The 17,251-nt window shown below is 27.0% G+C and carries 16 protein-coding genes; 7 read left to right on the top strand and 9 right to left on the bottom strand.

What is annotated here, in order from left to right:
- Positions 1-24: 24 nt before the first annotated feature.
- A complete protein-coding gene (gene ccsA, locus AELL_RS07915; protein ID WP_118917429.1) occupies positions 25-2,766 on the bottom strand; it encodes a cytochrome c biogenesis protein CcsA in 2,742 nt (913 codons plus the stop codon).
- 133 nt (positions 2,767-2,899) lie between these two features.
- Here ccsA and cmoB point away from each other — a divergent pair, with 133 nt between their 5' ends.
- A complete protein-coding gene (gene cmoB, locus AELL_RS07910; protein WP_118917428.1) occupies positions 2,900-3,814 on the top strand; it encodes a tRNA 5-methoxyuridine(34)/uridine 5-oxyacetic acid(34) synthase CmoB in 915 nt (304 codons plus the stop codon).
- 20 nt (positions 3,815-3,834) lie between these two features.
- Here cmoB and AELL_RS07905 read toward each other — a convergent pair whose 3' ends face one another.
- From AELL_RS07905 to AELL_RS07895, 3 genes are read right to left on the bottom strand one after another with little or no spacing between them, the layout of a single operon-like run.
- Positions 3,835-4,809 carry a GGDEF domain-containing protein gene (locus AELL_RS07905; protein ID WP_118917427.1) on the bottom strand — a complete coding sequence of 325 codons (975 nt, stop codon included), beginning with the start codon at positions 4,807-4,809 and terminating at the stop codon, positions 3,835-3,837.
- A gap of 8 nt (positions 4,810-4,817) precedes the next feature.
- Positions 4,818-5,720: a GGDEF domain-containing protein gene (locus tag AELL_RS07900; RefSeq protein ID WP_118917426.1), complete on the bottom strand. Its 903-nt coding sequence runs from the start codon at positions 5,718-5,720 to the stop codon at positions 4,818-4,820.
- 13 nt (positions 5,721-5,733) lie between these two features.
- Complete coding sequence (locus AELL_RS07895) at positions 5,734-6,327, bottom strand: MBL fold metallo-hydrolase (RefSeq protein WP_118917425.1); 594 nt, start codon at positions 6,325-6,327, stop codon at positions 5,734-5,736.
- Between the two features lie 53 nt (positions 6,328-6,380).
- Between AELL_RS07895 and AELL_RS07890 the strand changes: the two genes are divergently transcribed.
- On the top strand, positions 6,381-7,199 hold the full coding sequence (locus AELL_RS07890) for a ferritin-like domain-containing protein (protein ID WP_118917424.1): 819 nt from the start codon (positions 6,381-6,383) through the stop codon (positions 7,197-7,199).
- Entirely contained in the window at positions 7,199-7,858 is a 660-nt protein-coding gene (locus AELL_RS07885) for a hypothetical protein (protein WP_118917423.1), read from the top strand. The genes AELL_RS07890 and AELL_RS07885 overlap by 1 nt, the downstream gene beginning before the upstream one ends.
- Here AELL_RS07885 and AELL_RS07880 read toward each other — a convergent pair.
- The 3 genes from AELL_RS07880 to dnaJ are packed head-to-tail and all read right to left on the bottom strand — an operon-like array spanning position 7,855 to position 10,832.
- Positions 7,855-8,448 carry a hypothetical protein gene (locus AELL_RS07880; protein ID WP_118917422.1) on the bottom strand — a complete coding sequence of 198 codons (594 nt, stop codon included), beginning with the start codon at positions 8,446-8,448 and terminating at the stop codon, positions 7,855-7,857. The genes AELL_RS07885 and AELL_RS07880 overlap by 4 nt on opposite strands.
- Before the next feature lie 14 nt (positions 8,449-8,462).
- On the bottom strand, positions 8,463-9,680 hold the full coding sequence (trpB, locus tag AELL_RS07875) for a tryptophan synthase subunit beta (protein WP_118917421.1): 1,218 nt from the start codon (positions 9,678-9,680) through the stop codon (positions 8,463-8,465).
- A gap of 33 nt (positions 9,681-9,713) precedes the next feature.
- Complete coding sequence (gene dnaJ, locus AELL_RS07870) at positions 9,714-10,832, bottom strand: molecular chaperone DnaJ (protein WP_118917420.1); 1,119 nt, start codon at positions 10,830-10,832, stop codon at positions 9,714-9,716.
- A gap of 89 nt (positions 10,833-10,921) precedes the next feature.
- Here dnaJ and recR point away from each other — a divergent pair, with 89 nt between their 5' ends.
- From recR to AELL_RS07850, 4 genes are read left to right on the top strand one after another with little or no spacing between them, the layout of a single operon-like run.
- Complete coding sequence (gene recR, locus AELL_RS07865) at positions 10,922-11,494, top strand: recombination mediator RecR (protein WP_118917419.1); 573 nt, start codon at positions 10,922-10,924, stop codon at positions 11,492-11,494.
- Positions 11,495-11,497: 3 nt separating this feature from the next.
- Positions 11,498-11,674, top strand: coding sequence for a uracil-DNA glycosylase (locus AELL_RS07860; protein WP_118917418.1), 177 nt, complete (start codon positions 11,498-11,500; stop codon positions 11,672-11,674).
- A gap of 3 nt (positions 11,675-11,677) precedes the next feature.
- A complete protein-coding gene (locus AELL_RS07855) occupies positions 11,678-13,159 on the top strand; it encodes a PAS domain-containing sensor histidine kinase (RefSeq protein ID WP_118917417.1) in 1,482 nt (493 codons plus the stop codon).
- A gap of 9 nt (positions 13,160-13,168) precedes the next feature.
- Positions 13,169-14,095, top strand: coding sequence for a dUTP diphosphatase (locus tag AELL_RS07850; RefSeq protein WP_118917416.1), 927 nt, complete (start codon positions 13,169-13,171; stop codon positions 14,093-14,095).
- Positions 14,096-14,117: 22 nt separating this feature from the next.
- Here the strand turns inward: AELL_RS07850 and AELL_RS07845 are convergent, their stop codons facing one another.
- Both AELL_RS07845 and AELL_RS07840 read right to left on the bottom strand, forming a co-directional pair.
- Positions 14,118-14,618: a gamma carbonic anhydrase family protein gene (locus tag AELL_RS07845; RefSeq protein ID WP_118917415.1), complete on the bottom strand. Its 501-nt coding sequence runs from the start codon at positions 14,616-14,618 to the stop codon at positions 14,118-14,120.
- Between the two features lie 45 nt (positions 14,619-14,663).
- The gene (locus AELL_RS07840; RefSeq protein ID WP_118917414.1) at positions 14,664-17,249 is read right to left on the bottom strand and encodes a M14 family zinc carboxypeptidase; all 2,586 of its coding nucleotides are present in this window, start codon (positions 17,247-17,249) and stop codon (positions 14,664-14,666) included.
- Positions 17,250-17,251 lie beyond the last annotated feature (2 nt).

Here is a 17,251-nt window from a genome sequence, read left to right as displayed (position 1 = left end):
TAACTTAACTCCTTAATTGTTTGTTTAGATACTCTCTTTTAAATCTCTGTTTTTAAAAGCAAGTAAAATTGTAATTATAACTATAGTTACAGTTACATATGCCCAAGTAGGAATTGGAACAGGATCACCTGTTGCATAAGAATGCATTCCCGATAAATAGAAGTTTACTCCTAAATATGTCATTAAAATTGAACTGAATGCCAATAAAGAGGCTGTTGCAAATACAAATGGAGTATTTAGAGATTTTACAAATCTTAAATGAATTACAAATGCATAAACAACGATTGATACATAAGCCCAAGTCTCTTTTGGATCCCAGCCCCAATATCTTCCCCAAGATTCATTTGCCCAAACTCCACCAAGGAAATTTCCAACAGTAATAGCTGCAAGTCCAATAATTAAAGCAATTTCATTAATTGCTGTAACGTGTTTGATTATATCATCAAGGTGTGGTCTATTTTTTCTAAAAATAAACATAATTAATGTTAAGAATCCTAAAATTGCTCCAAGTCCAAAGAATCCATAAGATGCTGTTAAAATTGAAACGTGAATTGTTAACCAGTATGATTTTAAAACTGGAACTAAGTTTGTAATTTGTGGGTCAACATCTGTTAAGTGAGCTGTAAACATGAAAATTCCAGCAATAATAACAGCAGCACTTAAAGCTAAAAGAGATTTTCTAAAGAAAATAACTCCAGCAAAAACAGCTGACCAAGAAATATAAACTAAAGTTTCATAAATATTTGACCAAGGTGCGTGTCCTGATAAAACCCATCTGTAACCCATACCAAAAGTTTGTAAAGCAAATAAAATTGCTAAAATCACAAAAAATGAAGTTGTGATTTTTTTAGGTTGAAATTCTGGTTTGAAAATAACAATAAATGCCACAACAAGCATTACAAAACCAAGAAGTACGTAAGCTAAAGTTAATTTGAAGAAGATATCAATTTTATTAAATAAAATTTCTGCATCAATTTTTGATTTTGAAAGCATTACATCTGCTCCAACTTTTTCTTGATATATTGAAATCATATTAATAAAGTTATCTGCATCTTCCCATTTATTTTCAACAATAGAGTTTACTAAACCTCTTGTTATAGTTTCAACAGCAGCTTGATTTTGTCCTGTAAAAGTTTGCATTGCTTCTAAAGGAGAATACCATTTTGAATTATCATCTTGAGCTGTTGCATCTTTAACTTTTGGGAAGATATTTAATAATGAACCATTAAATACAGAATACATAATATTTAATTTTTCATCTAATTTAATAATATCTTTTTCGTAAGTTCCTCTTTCAATAGGTTTTGTTTGAAGAGCTTTTTCTGCTTCAGCTGCTAATAAATATTCACCATTTCTAAATACTTCAGAAAAAGCAATATATTTTTCATTTACATCAACACCTAAAAATTTCTTTAATTTTGGTGTTTGGATTTTTATCATTTTAACATCTTTCCAAACATCAGGTTTAGATAACATACCTAAAACTAATTGGTCAGCACTCATTCCTAAAACAGACGCTTTTCCACTTAATTTTTGAATAATTTCTCTATTTAAAGTTGCTAATGGTTTCATTCTTCCACCATTACTTTGTACAACTAAATGACCAAATTTATCAGCAGTTTGTAAAGATTCATCTTTTAATTTATTTAAGTATTCAACAGTTTGTGCTGTATTATCAACTTCAGTTTGATTTTCAGCAGCATTAAGTGAAACTGTACTAAAAGTACAGGCAAAAATAATTGCAATTGATGCAAGATTTTTATTACTAACAAATTTTGTTAATTTCCAAAATCTTGATTTTTTATCAAAGAAATTTAAAAGTAATCCAAGTGTTAATAAAAAATATCCTAAATAAGTTGGCCATTTTCCTGGGTCATTATTTACTGATAATACAGTTCCTGTTTCATCAGGGAAATATGAACTTTGGAAAAATAAGAAATTTCCTTCACTTAAAGTTCTATTCATAAAAATTCTATAATCATAAGATTTTCCATCTTCTTTTATAACTGTAACTTCAGATGCATAAGATGAAGGTGACATACTACCTGGATATCTATCAAGTTGGAAGTCATTTAATTTTATAGAAAAAGGTAAATCAACAATTTTAGAACCATACTCTAAAGTAACAGCTATATTATCAAAAGTTAAGTCTCTAGCTATTCCTTTTTGCCCTCTAAGTCCAGGTAGTCTAATATCTTGGATTTGTCCATTATAAATAGCTTGAACACTTAAAAGTCCCATTTTTGCTTGTTCTTTTTTTGCAAACATAAAATTTTTATAATTTAGCGTTAAAGATTTATCACCAAAATTTATTTCATGTGAAAAGTTGTTTAAACTTGAAAGTAAAGAAGTAAACTCTTTTTGATATTCTTGATAGTAAACCTTATCACCATCTTTTATAGTAACTTGTAAATAAGGTTCAAGTGAAAGCATTTTATTTTCTGTTTGACCTTCTGGTATTTGCATAATACCTTCATATCCAACATATCTAGTGATACCTGCTCCAATTAGAATAATTACAAAAGATGAGTGAAATATAAATCTAGCTTTATTTTTCCACATTTTATATTTAAAAATTATTCCAATTAAATTGATTGTAGTTAATACAAGAACAGTTTCATACCAAAGGTTATTGTAAACCAAAACTCTTGCTGAAGATGTACCAAAATCATTCTCTATAAAGGTAGCAACTCCCGCTCCAATTGCTAATAAAGCAAGTAAAATCAATGTAGTCTTAAATGAAAATAAGACATTTGTAAGCTTCAAAAAATATCCTTTAAATTTTTAATTTTGACGATTATATTAACTAGAGGTTAACTCAGCGTTAATGAAATGTCAATTTTGTGTTATCTTTATTAATTTAAGATGGAATTTTATCTTAAAAATTTATAATTACGCCATGAATTTAGAAATATTACAAAATAAAAAACAAGAATGTCGTACTTGGAAAAATGTTGAACCTTGGTATTTACAGCTTCAAGAGGCTTGTAAAATAGAAAAATCTGATTTAGAAATAGATTATGGTGATTGGTTTAGTGTAGGTAAAAAAGAAGATTTAACAAATGATGAGTATGAAGTTATAGTTGAAACTGCTAAAAAGTTAATACCTTGGAGAAAAGGTCCTTTTAAAGTTTTTGGTTTAGAAATTGATAGTGAATGGCAAAGTAATATCAAATATAATTTAATTCGTCCATATTTTAATTTAAAAGATAAAGTAGTGGCAGATATTGGTTGTAACAATGGTTATTATATGTTTAGAATGCTTGAGGATAAACCAAAAAGATTAATTGGATTTGATCCCTCACCACTTACTTTACACCAATTTGAGTTTATAAATCATTTTGTAAAATCAGATATTGTTTATGAAATGTTGGGCGTTGAACATTTAGAGTTTTATAATCATAAATTTGATTTTATTTTTATGCTTGGAGTTTTATATCATAGACCTGACCCAGTTGGAACATTAAAATCACTTGCACGAGGATTAAATAGTAAAGGTGAAATTTTAATTGATACTTTTATGATTGATGGAGAGGATGAGATTTGTTTAACTCCAAATAAAAGATATTCAAAAATTCCAAATATCTATTTTATTCCAACAATTCCTGCTTTGAAAAATTGGTTAGAAAGAGCAGGGTTTGAAAATATTGAAGTATTGGCAACAACTGTAACAACAAGTGAAGAACAAAGAAAAACAGAATGGTCTTTTGACCAAAGTTTAGAAGATTTTTTAGATGAAAATGATAAAACAAAAACAGTTGAAGGTTATCCAGCTCCAAAAAGAGTTTATATAAAAGCTAGAAAAGTACTATAAAAAAGATAAGATACAATAGATTAAAATAAATCTATTGTGTCTTCAGCACTTAAATCACTAAATTTAAAAAGTTGGCTTCTACCCTTGTTTTTTGCTTCATATAGAGCAATATCAGCATTTTTTATACACTCTGTAATTGTAGTATCTGAATCTATTTTATAAATTTCAAATCCAATACAAATAGTTTTTTTCAAGATTTGTTTTGTTTCTTCATTTACAACTATATCAACTAAAGCAAAATCTGAAATGATTTTTTTAGCTAATTCACATGCTTGATATTCATTTGCATTATTTAAAATAGATACTAAAAATTCATCCCCATTTAATCTTCCAACCATATCAAATTCGTTTATATTTGAGTGAATTACACGTGCTAGTTCAATTAAAACTTTATCCGCAACATCATAATCAAACTCATCAATAACAGCTTTAAAATGGTCAATTCCTATCATTAAGAAATATATTTCATTTTGTTTATTATTTGAAATTCTAAGATGTTTAGTTAGATTATCAATAAGATAATTTCTATTATAAACATTTGTAACAGAGTCTAAAGAAGATGAATCTATAAAATTTTTCTTTAGAATTGCACTTTGAACCATAGGAGAAATCTGAAAAAATGCAGCTTCAATAATAGAATATCTCTCTTCTAAAATTTTGTGATGAACTTTTGAGGTTGCACAAAATGATACAGTAGCATTTAAACTTGTGTGAGTAGTTATAATAAAAAAATGAGATAAATCATCATCTAAAAAAAACTCTTGACCTTTTATTAAAATCTCTTCTTTTGTGTTTTTATTTATATCAAATAGCGAAAATATCATATTGTCAATGTTAAATTCTTTGTTTAACCAAGTAAAAATATCTTCTGCTAATTGTTTTATATTTGTAGCATATTGAAGTTGTTCATATAGGTTAAAAATAGTAACTAAAGATTTATAAGCATCTTCATTTGTAGCAGATAATTTAATTAGTTCAAGAATTTTGTTTTTCATATTTTTACCTAAAAGAAATCTATTTTATTTGTATCTTCTTCATTGAATAAAAAAACTTGACCTCTACCTCTATTTTTAGCTTCATATAGAGCAATGTCAGATTTTTTTATGATTTCTTCAATTGTTGTTGCATTATCTGGATAAATAGATATTCCACCACAAATTGTCTTCATTAATACTTGTTTTGTCTCTTCATTAATAACTACTTTTTCTTTGCTGAAGTTATTAATAAGTTTTTCAGTGATGAGTATAGCATTGTTTTCATTAATAATGTTCAATAAAATAACTAAAAATTCGTCATTTGAAATTTTGATAACTATATCAGATTCTCTAACACTATTTTTTAAAGTTTGAGCTAAAGCCTTTAGAACTTTATCTCCAATTTCATAATCAAATTCATCAATTACAGCTTTAAACTGATCAATTGCAATTTTAACAAATGCAATTTTCTTTTGTTCTCTATTTGATAAACTTAAAAGATTTCCTACATAATTGTTTAAATAACATCTATTATATGACCCTGTAACATGGTCAACCAATGACATCTCACTTAGAGTTTTTTCCATATATTTGTTATATAAAGATTGTGAAAATATTTGTAAAGAGAGTTTTATGAAGTTTAGATTTTCTTTAATTGATTCATATTCTTCTTGTGTTTTTGATAAAAAACTAAAGATTATTTCAGTGTCACAATTTTGTTTAAAATCTAAAGTATTTATGAAATAATCTGTTTTGATATCACAAGATGAAAATAGATTTTCTATTTTTTCATTTTTTTTAATATCAATTTTAAGAAACTCTATTTTGTGATGTAAGTTTAAATAATCAAAAATATTTAAACAACTTTTTTCTAAATCAGAAAGTTTTAATTTTTCATTCTCATTTATAATTGTTTCGCAAGATAAATTCATAAATCAAGCCTTTTTATATATGTTTTTCCCATTGTCTAAGAGAAGGAATTTCATTTCTTAATGTCGTTTTATCCCCATGCCCTGGATAAATATGAAAATCTTCTTCCCATTGTAAAATTTTATTTAAACTTCGTTTCATTAACATAGCATTTGAGTTAGGAAAATCAAATCTTCCAATAGTTCCTTTAAAAATAAAGTCTCCACTAAATAAATGTTTGTCAATTTGAATAGCACTACAACCAGGAGTGTGACCTGGAAAATGATGAAATTTTATTTTTATTCCCTCTATTTCTAACTCTTCATCTGGATTAACAAGAACATCAGCATAAGAAGGAGGCATTCCTAATCCATATGGATCTAATGTTAACATAAATTCATCATCTTTTGGAGTGTAAAGTTTTATTCCAAAATTTTCTTTTACAGCTTGATTCGACCACACATGGTCAAAATGTCCATGTGTATTTAAAACTGCTATTGGATTTTTTGCGTACATTTTTAGCCAAGAAAGTGCATTAACCCCTGGATCTATGATTATATCTTTTCCATTAATTGTTACGATATAACAATTAGTTTGATAGTCACCCATTGGTTGTACTTTTATATCCATTTTAAACCTTACTTTGATAAAATTATTTCATTATATCAAAAAAGAGGTTATTTATGGATTATTTTAAAACACTTGAAGAAATTTTATTCACAAGTGAGCCTAAAAATAAAATTGAAAAGTTTAGAGATTTTTATGAAAAATTTTTAGATGGAGATTTTTATTTTGATGATTCTTATGAGCCTTATAAATTTGATAAACCTTCATATGCTACTTTTTTAGAAATTGTAAAACCAACAGCTTTACCTCCGATAAAAAATTTTAAAACTATTGAAGGAAAAAAATATTTAGTACATACAATTTTGCATATTGAGTATTCAGCGATTGATTTAGCATTGGATGCAGCTTTAAGATATAAAAATTTACCAATACAATTTTATAAAGATTGGTTAGAAGTAGCGGATGATGAGATTAGGCATTTTTTAATGCTTGAAGAGTTATTAAGTGAACTTGGAGGAGTTTATGGAGATTTTCCTGTTCATAAAAATCTTTTTGAAGCAATGGAAGCTACTCCTGAATTTTTAAGAAGAATGGCAGCAGTTCCTAGATATCTTGAAGCAAATGGACTTGACCAAAATCCAAAAATTATGGAAAAATTAAATTCAAATAGAGATGAATTTAATATAAAGTTTATAGAAGCATTAAGAGTTATTTTAGAAGAAGAAGTAAGTCATGTTAAAAAAGGTGATATTTGGTTTAAATATGAGTGTGAAAGATTGAATTTAGAGCCTGAAAAAACATATTTAGAAATAATTGAAGAGGTTTTTCCAGGCTCAACTACAAGAAAAATGGATTTGAATTTTAATGCAAGAAAAGAGGCAGGATTTTCTTGTTCAGAATTAAAATATTTATCTAAAAAAGAGGATTGCAACTGATGATAAATTCAAATTATGATATTTTGCTTTCAACTATTCAAAAATCAGATGCTGCAATAAAACAAGAAGTTGATAGTTTTTTAAATAAATTAGTTGATGTTAGAAATGAAAATAAAACTTCAAGAACAAATGCTTTAACATATGAAAATATAAAAGGTATAAGTTTAGAAGAGATAGAAACTTTGTTTGTTAGTGAAGATGATAAAAATATGGCAAAAAATCTAAGACTTGCAACTTTGTTTTCAAGTGATGAAAATTTATCAAAAGCTTTATTTAACACAGTTTTAGGAAAACCTTTTAATTTGGGATACTCTTATTTAACTGATAGATACAATGATAAAAATATATTTTTAAATTCAAATAGTAGTAGTTTGTTTGATATGTTGGATTCTTCAATTACAAGTAAAATAAACAATTCTCAAACAAATTCAACTGATGTAATATCTCAAGATAAATTAGATGAGATATTAACAAAAGTAAACTCTTTTAATTTTTTGAGTGCTTTATCTCAAAGTTCAAAAAGAGGTTATGATAAGTATAAAGATGAAAAAAGTGATTATTCATTTTTATACAATGATTACTATTTACAATACCAAGAACTTATTTCTAAATATCAAGATTTAGAAAATTTTAATAAAAATTTAATAAAACAGTTTTAAAAAATATTTATAAATAGATGTAATTTTAAATTGTCGTTTTCATTAGTTAATTTTAATTTTGAACTAATTCTATGTCTAGCTAATTCACCTTCAATTGTTTGTAAAATATGCCAAAACTTTTCATTAAATGGTATCTCAAGTTTTTTAATTTTGTGTTGAATTATTAATTCAACAATTGTTTGAATACAATGAAAATAGAAGATTTTATTTTTTGCTCTTTGAATTTTATAGTTTTTCATTAATCTTAGATTTGAAATATATGCATATTTTTCAATATCAGATAAAGTAGTTCTATTTTCTATCTCTTTTTCTTCATTATCTAGATGTATTAAATAAGAAGAGATTTCTGTATTCATAGTATTTTCTAAATTAGGATGAAATTTTAAAAGAATATCTAAAATTTCATTTGATGATAAATTTTTATGATTTATCTGATTTGAATAAACTTTTTTCTCTTCATAGGGGTGATTTATTGAATTTAGAATATCAATAGCAAAAGTTAAATATACAAATTTATCTTCTTTACCATCTTTAAAAAAAATCCCTTTTTCATCTATAATTGGTTTTGGTCCTGCATATTCAACTTTCATTAATTTTCCTTAATTTAAAATTTTGAGTTTGGAATAGGGTAGTTATTAATAACAAAATCAATATCTTTATCACCTCTACCACTAAGACTTACTAAAATAGTTTTGTCTTTATCTAAAGTTTTTGCTAATTTCATAGCGAAACCAACTGCATGAGCTGACTCAAGAGCTGGAATAATTCCCTCTAGTTGAGATAATTTATAAAAAGCATCAACAGCTTCAATATCATTACAAAGACCAACTTTACTTCTTCCAGATTCTTTTAAATAAGCATGTTCAGGACCAACAGATGGATAATCGATTCCACTTCCAATAGAGTAAACAGGAGCTGGGTTTCCATCTTTATCTTTTAGCATAATAGAGTTAAATCCGTGCATGATTCCTTCTTCACCATAAGTTAAACTTGCACTATGTTCACCAATTTTATCACCTTTTCCCATTGGTTCAACACCATAAAGCTCAACCTCTTTATCATCTATAAATCCAGAAAAAATTCCCATTGCATTACTTCCCCCACCAACACAAGCAGCAACTGCATCAGGAAGTTTTCCTTCATGTTCTAAAAATTGCTCACGTGATTCAAATCCAATAACACTTTGGAAATCTCTAACCATCATAGGAAATGGATGAGGACCAACAACAGAACCAATACAATATATAGAGTTTTGTGTATCTGCTAAATATGCTTCAAAAGCAGAATCAACAGCTTCTTTTAAAGTTTTTAATCCGTGAGTTGCAGGTACTACTTTTGCCCCAAGAATTTTCATTCTAACTACATTTGGATGCTCTTTTGCAATATCAACTTCACCCATATGAATTTCACATTCTAATCCAAAATAAGCAGCAGCAGTTGCTAATGCAACACCATGTTGACCAGCACCTGTTTCAGCAATTACTTTTTTCTTTCCAAGATGTTTAGCTAAAATAACTTCAGCCATACAGTGATTTAATTTATGAGCACCAGTGTGGTTTAAATCTTCTCTTTTTAGATAGATTTTTGCTCCACCACAAAAATTAGTTAGATTTTTGGCAAAAGAAATAGGCGTAGGTCTTCCTTGGTAGTGTTTTCTAACATATTTTAATTCTTCTATAAATTTAGGAGAATTTTTTAACTCTTCATAAGCTTTTTTAATCTCTTCAAAAGGCTTTTCAAGAGCTGGAGGAATAAATGAACCTCCAAATTTACCAAAAAAACCATTAGTATCAGGCATACTTTCTAAATATGATTTGTTCATTTATTTTCCCTTTTAATATATCAATTTATTTTTTTATGAAAACCATTTTTTTACTTTATCAAACATTGATTCAAATATTGATTCATGAGGTTTACTCTCTATTCCAAAGCTATCTTGTAATTTTTCTAAAAGTTCTTTTTGTTCACTATTTAACTCTTTTGGATACTCAATTTTTATTTGAATAACTAAATCACCTTTTCCATAACCTTGAACAGATTTAACACCTTCACCTTTGAAAGTGAATTGTTGTTTATCTTTTGCACCTTTTGGAATTTCAAGTTCTAGTTCTCCTCTTAAACTTGGAACTTTTATTTTTCCTCCAAGAGCAACTTGTGTAAAGAAAATTGGAGCTTCAAAATAAATATCATCATCATGTCTTACAAAATGAGAATCCTCTTTTACTTTTACTTGTAAATATAAATCTCCACGTGAGCCATCAGGTGCGATATTTCCTTTATTTGAAACTCTAATTCTCATTCCATCATTTACACCTTCTGGAATATCAACTTTAAAGTTATCTTTTACTTCATCAAAACCTGTTCCACTACATGATTTACAAGAAGCAGATGCTGCTTGACCAGTTCCTCCACATCTAGGACAAGTTTGTGCAAAAGTCATAAATCCTTGTCTTGAATGAACTTGTCCATGTCCGTTACAAGTAGAACACGTAGCCATTTTCCCATCTTTTGCACCAGTTCCAGAACATGATTTACAAGCTGTTTTGTACTTATAATTTATCTCTTTTTTACATCCAAAAACAGCTTCATTGAATTCTAATTTAACTTCAATAGTAACATCTAAGTTATAGTTATATGATTTTTTTTGTCTTCTTCCTCTTGAACTTGAACCAAATCCAAACATCTCTTCAAAAACAGAACTTAAATCATCAAATCCACCAGAGAATCCACCACCTCTTTGCCCATGACCTTCAAGTCCAGCTTTACCATATTTGTCATAAATAGCTCTTTTTTCTTCATCACTTAATACTTGATAAGCTTCATTTATAGCTTTAAATCTTTCTTCTGCTTCGTTATCACCTGGATTTTTGTCAGGATGATATTTCATAGCCATTTGTCTATAGGCTTTTTTGATTGTACTTTTATCTGAACCTCTACTAACTTCTAGTAGTTCATAATAATCAATTTCAGTCAATTTCTATCTCCCTAAAAAATAATCTAATAAAAATTTATGTAAGTCGCGATTTTATCTAAAAATAGTTAAATCTTAGATATAATTCCGCCATGAATAAAGGATTAGAAAAATTTTACGAACTTGTTGAAGCTTTTGAGTCATTACCTACTATTGGTAAAAAATCAGCTTTACGTTTAGCTTATCATATTGTTATGAATGACAATTACTGTGGAATAAAGATTGCTCATAGTATTGAAAATGCTCTAAAAAATATAACAAAATGTTCAAGATGTGGCTCTATGAGTGAACATGAAATTTGTGAATTTTGTTTAGATGAATCAAGAGATAATGAAAAATTATGTATTGTTCAAAGTGCAAAAGATATTTTTGTAATTGAAGATTCAAATCAATTTGATGGTAGATATTTTGTAATTGAAGAGTTAGACCAAGATGTTATAGATTCTTTACAAAAGTTTATAATAGATAATGAGGTTAAAAATATACTTTTTGCAATTACACCATCTATTGCAAATGATGCGTTTATTCTATTTATCGAGGATAAACTAAAGAATTTTGATATTAAATTTACAAAAATTGCTCAAGGTGTACCAACTGGTGTGAGTTTAGAAAATGTAGATATTTTATCACTATCAAAAGCTATACAAAGTAAAGTGGAAATATAGAAAATGCAAAATAGAATAGTTTGTCAAAAGTGTGTTTACTATTTTGTTACATGGGAAGCAAACAGACCACATGGCTGTAAAGCTTATGGTTTTAAAACAGCTGTTTTACCTTCTATAACTGTTAAAAATTCAAGTGGTGAAGATTGTAAATTTTTCACTTTAAAAAATTTTCAAAGATAATTCATGGAAAATTTTATTGAACAAATTGAAAAAAATAAAATTGCAATTATAAGAAAATGGATCTCTTTCCCTACTGTAATAGAGCTTATAAAAAATTATGAATTAGATGAAAATCTATTCATAAGAAGGTACTCTTTTGCAGTTGTTGAACATTTTATTTCAGTTATAAAAAAAGATGAAAAGACTGAAAAAAATTCTGCTGTAATTGATTTTTTAAAATATTTAAAAAAACAAAATTTTAAAATAAATGAACTTTTTTTAATTTTTTCTGCTTTTAGAGACTCTTTAATTGATTTTCTTTTCAAAATAAAAATGGAAACAATTGAATTAATTGAAAAAATTAATTTTAATTTTGAAAGGATTTTTTCAGTTCTTTTGGATATTTATTCAAAATCTATTTCTCAAATAGAGAGTGCTTTAAACAAATCAATAGATATAGTTGATAAATATGTGATTATGTCAAGAACTGATACAAATGGAATAATTCTTAGTGTGTCAAATGCTTTTTGTAAAGTTTCAGGTTATGAATCTTTTGAATTAATAGGAAAACCTTTTGATTTTTTAAAACATTCTGATATGAAAGATGAGTTTTTTGCCACTATTAAAGAGATTATAGAATCGGGTGAAATGTGGCAAGGAGAAATAAAAAATCAAAAGAAAAATGGTGAGTTTTATTGGCTTAAAACCACTATTCATCCAAATTTTGATAATAATGGAAATATTACAAGTTATGATGCAATCAATGAAGATATTACTTCTCAAAAAGAGTTAAAAAATCAACAAAATTTACTTGTAGAACAATCTAAATCCGCTGCAATGGGTGAAATGATTAGTATGATTGCTCATCAATGGCGACAACCTTTACAAGCTGTTTCTATTTTGATTCAAAAACTTCCTTTGTTAAAAGAGATTCAAGGTGAAATTTCTGATGAGATGTTAAATGATGTTGTTTCTCAAGTTTCAATGCAACTTGATTATATGTCAAAAACAATTGATGATTTTAGGGATTATTTTAAACCAAATAAGAAAAAAGAAGAAGTTTATATAGAAAATGTTATAAACAAATCTATGGATTTTTTAACATATTTATTTAAAATAAATTCTGTTGAAATCAGATATAAAAATGAATCTACTTCAAAAATTGAATTATTTTTAAATGAAATGGTACAAGTATTTATAAATCTAGCAAAAAATTCTTGTGATGCTATGATTGAAAGAGAAATAAAAGATAGATTTATAAATATTTATAGTTATGAAAAAAATAAAAAATTATATATAGAGTTTGAAGATAATGCAGGTGGAATAAGTAAAAATTTTTTAAATAAGATTTTTGAACCTTATTTCTCAACTAAAAGCAATAAAAATGGTACAGGTTTAGGATTATATATGATAAAAACTATAATTGAACAGTATAGTTTTGGTAAAATAGATGTTTATAATACTGAAGTTGGAACAAAATTTATTATTGAATTACCACTAAAATAGGAGTTAAGTTTGTTATATAAAGATTTTAAAGAGAGTATAAAAGCATTAGGTTTTTTAACAATTGAAGATTTTATACAATATTCTGGAGTTACATCAGATGATGTTATAAATTGGGAAGAAAAAAATGAAGTTCCTTATATGGTATCACTTTTATTACATCTTTTAAAAGGTGAAAAAGAGTTATTACCAACAAATTGGGCTTTAGATACTGTAATAGAAGAGTGTTTACCTTTAGCTTCACTTTTAGAAGAGGCTTCATCATTTCCACATAAATTAGAAGAGATGTTTTTATTACAAAAAAAATTAAATGACTCTACAAATGGTAAAAATTGGGAATTAGGTTTAAATAAATTTGGAAAAGAGATTAACTGGCTTAGATGTATTCATATGGAAGTTGCTGAGTTGATTGAATCAACTCCATGGAAACACTGGAAAAATATCAATTCAGCTCCTGATATGAATAATATTCACGTTGAACTTGTTGATATTTGGCATTTTTTAATGTCTTATATTTTACAAGAAACAAATGTTCCAAAAGCAGTCTCTTTATCAAATACTCATTGTATTTATGAAGCTTCTGAAGATGTTGATGTAAAACTTATGGTTAAAGAAGCTGAAAAATTATCTTATATAGCTTTAGCAATTGATACGGGAAATATGCCTTCATTTAGTGGAATAGAAAGATTTATAGACCAATTCTTTAGATGTTGTAAAATTTCAGGTTTATCATTTACTTGGTTACAAAAACTTTATATTGGTAAAAATTGTTTAAATCAATTTAGACAAGATAATGGATATAAAGAAGGGCATTATATAAAAGTTTGGAATGGAAATGAAGATAATGTTGTAATGGTTTCTTTACTTGAAAAAATGGATGATGTAAGTTTTGATGATTTATATTCTAAATTAAAAGAAGAGTACTCTAAATGTAAATAATAGGTTTTAAACCTATTATTTTTTATCTATATTCGTTTTTATATTCTACATAATGACCAGCGTGAGCTATAAGTTTATCAACATCTTCTTGTGTTAACTCTTTTACAACTTTTGCAGGACTTCCCATAATCATACTTCTTGGTGGAAATACTTTTCCAGCAGTTACAAGTGAATTTGCTCCTACTATACTTCCTTCTCCAATTACAGCATTATCTAAAATAGTTGCACTCATACCAATCAAACAATTATTTTCAATAGTACAACCATGAAGCATAACTTTATGACCAATAGTTACATTATCTCCAATGATTGTTTTTGTGTTTGTATCAGTGTGAATACAAGATAAATCTTGAATATTTGTATTTTTACCGATTCTTACTTCATTTACATCAGACCTAATTACACATCCAAACCAAACAGATGAATCTTCACCAATTTTTATATTTCCTATTAAATCAGCACTTGGTGCAATCCAAGCACTTGGATGAATTTCTGGGTAAAACTCTTTAAATTTTAAAATCACAGCTCTCTCCTTAGCTAAATTTGAAATTATTATAGCAAAGGAAACTTATTTTGGTATATATTCTATTATTATTGGTTCACTATAATTTGGAACATTATCATAAGTAAATATTGCATAATACTTTGATATATCAGTTGCTCCAAAATCATCATAGGTGTATTCATCAACTCCTGCATAAAGTTTTTGTCCATCATGAGAAGAAAGAGGTTTTCTAAATGGATTTTTGATAACTTTTACTCCTACAAAATCTAAATCTTTTGGATTTGTCCAAGTAAGTTTTATTTTTCCATTTTCAACAACTAATGAAGCATTTGAAACTTTTTCTACAGGAAATCTTCTTTTTACAATATGTTCAATTATTAGTTTTGGAGATAAACTTATATTTTTTGTTTCCCAAGATACTTTTTTATTTTTTAGAGTTTTAAGAGCAGAAGTTGGTTTTAAAACAAAAGCGATATTTGCTTTATCTTTTAGTTTTTCATTTAAAACTATTTCAGAAAATGAATCAAAAATAAAGTATTGAGTTTGATTGTTTTTTAACTCATTTGCACTAATATCATAACCAATATTTTGAATAACCTCTCTATTTGTAATAGCTTCATAGTTTTTTTCAAAGTGTTCATCAATAAACTCAAGATGAAATCTCATATCATCTTTTATATATATTTTTGTAGAGTTTAGTTCAAAATAGGCTTTAGTAATCATTGTGTCATTGTATGGAGGAAGAGAGGAGAGGTTAAACTCAAAAATAGAGTAGATTTTATTTCCTTTTTCATCAAATCCAGCACTAATTTCATCTTTTTTCATCTCATTTTTACTAAAGGTAAAAATCTCTTTTGGATATAAAGTTGTAATAGTTGGTTCAACTGTAAAAGTTAATTCAAGTCTTGGACGATAATTTAGTCCAAAACCAAATTTTCCATATCCAATATCCCATTGCATCATCTGTTTTGTTCTTCCAATTTTTAACTCTTTTGGTCCTTCAATTCTTAAAACAATACTATCTTTTCTAATAGAATTTTTTAAAGTTATACACTCTAAACCTGATAACTCCCAACTTCTCCAAATTCCTTGGGTTAGTTGAAAAGATTGAGTTGCTCGTCCTATATATTGAGTAATTTGCATATTTTGTACATCTTCAAAATTTGTAATATCACCCATTGTGTCTTGATTTACAATTCCAACATTCCATTCACCATATTTTTCAATAGTTGTTGAAACTCTATTTATTGGGTATAAATTAAATGTTGCAGATTTTATGATGGCATTTAAAGGAAGAGATTTTACATTTATTGAAACAATTGCATAAGAAACTCCTTTATCATCATCAACACCAACAAATAAAGAGTTTATTCCAAAATGTTTTGCATTATTGTTTAGATTTTCAGCAACATAACCTGTACCTTTTGCATTTGCATAATAGGTTCTGCTAAATTCATCATATTCAACTAAAGTTCGCACTTTTATTTGTGGACAAAAGGGTGATTTTTGATTTGTTTTTTTATCTACTGCTCGAATATTGTAGTAATAATTTTTATTTGAAAAAAGATTTATATCATTAAATTCTAAGTTTTTTGTTTTTGCTATTAGATTTGAAGAGTTACAATATTGTTTATCTTTTGTACTTCTAAAAACTTCAAAATAGATATTTTCATTTAATTCATATTCCCATTTTAAAGTCACATGGTTTGAGCCAATATGTGTGATATTAAACTCTTCAACTCTTTTTATAGAACTATTTTTAGCATAATTATCAACCTCTTTTAAAGCATAAATAAGTGCTGGAATATGCTCTTTTATATTTTCACTTAAATCTTGCATATAATCACTAATATTTCTAGTTCCTACCTCAACTACAGTTGAGATAATTCCTAAAGAGTAATAAAACTCTCTTCCACTTCCACCTATTAGTTTTGCTGGTGGTTTTCCTTGGTGAATTCCATATTCATGACCTGATATTTTTCTTATCTCTTCAGCCATATTTGCACAAAGTGTATTCATATCAGTTGTATCAAAAGTATCTTCATGTCTAAAATCGTGCGCTGGGAAAAATACATTTCCTTGACTATGGTAATCAAGTGCAATAGTAATATTTGGATGAGCTAAAACAAAATCTCTTAAAGCCCTTGTTTCTGGTTCACTAAAGGGTTCAGGTCCACCATAAACATTTGAAGTTGTAATTGTGCTTTTATTAAATCCTATTGGAAAATTTCTATTTAAGTCAACTCCATAGGTTCCATCTGCATTTTGTCTTCTATTTTTTCTCCAAAAAGAGAAATGGTTTCTTGAATACTCATATCCATCAGGATTAACACAAGGAACCATATAAACTGTACTTTCATTTAGATATATTTGTAAACTAGGGTCCGTTTCTAAATTTTTTAAAATATAAATCGCAAACTCAATTGCTAACTCATGCCCAATCCACTCCCTTGCGTGAATTGTTCCTGTATAAAAAAGTGCTGGTTTAGTATGAGTTTTTTTTATATCTTTAGACAGAGTAATAAGATAAATTTCTCTTTTTTCCCACGTCTGACCAATTGATTCTATTTTAAAATTATTTGGATATTTTTCTTGTAAATCATTGAAAATATTTGTTGATTCTTTGTAGGACCTATACAATCTTTTCAAAA

Source organism: Arcobacter ellisii, assembly GCF_003544915.1.
Classification (GTDB): domain Bacteria; phylum Campylobacterota; class Campylobacteria; order Campylobacterales; family Arcobacteraceae; genus Aliarcobacter; species Aliarcobacter ellisii.
Note: the sequence above shows the minus strand (reverse complement) of the source record. Positions and strands in the feature narration are given on the sequence as shown.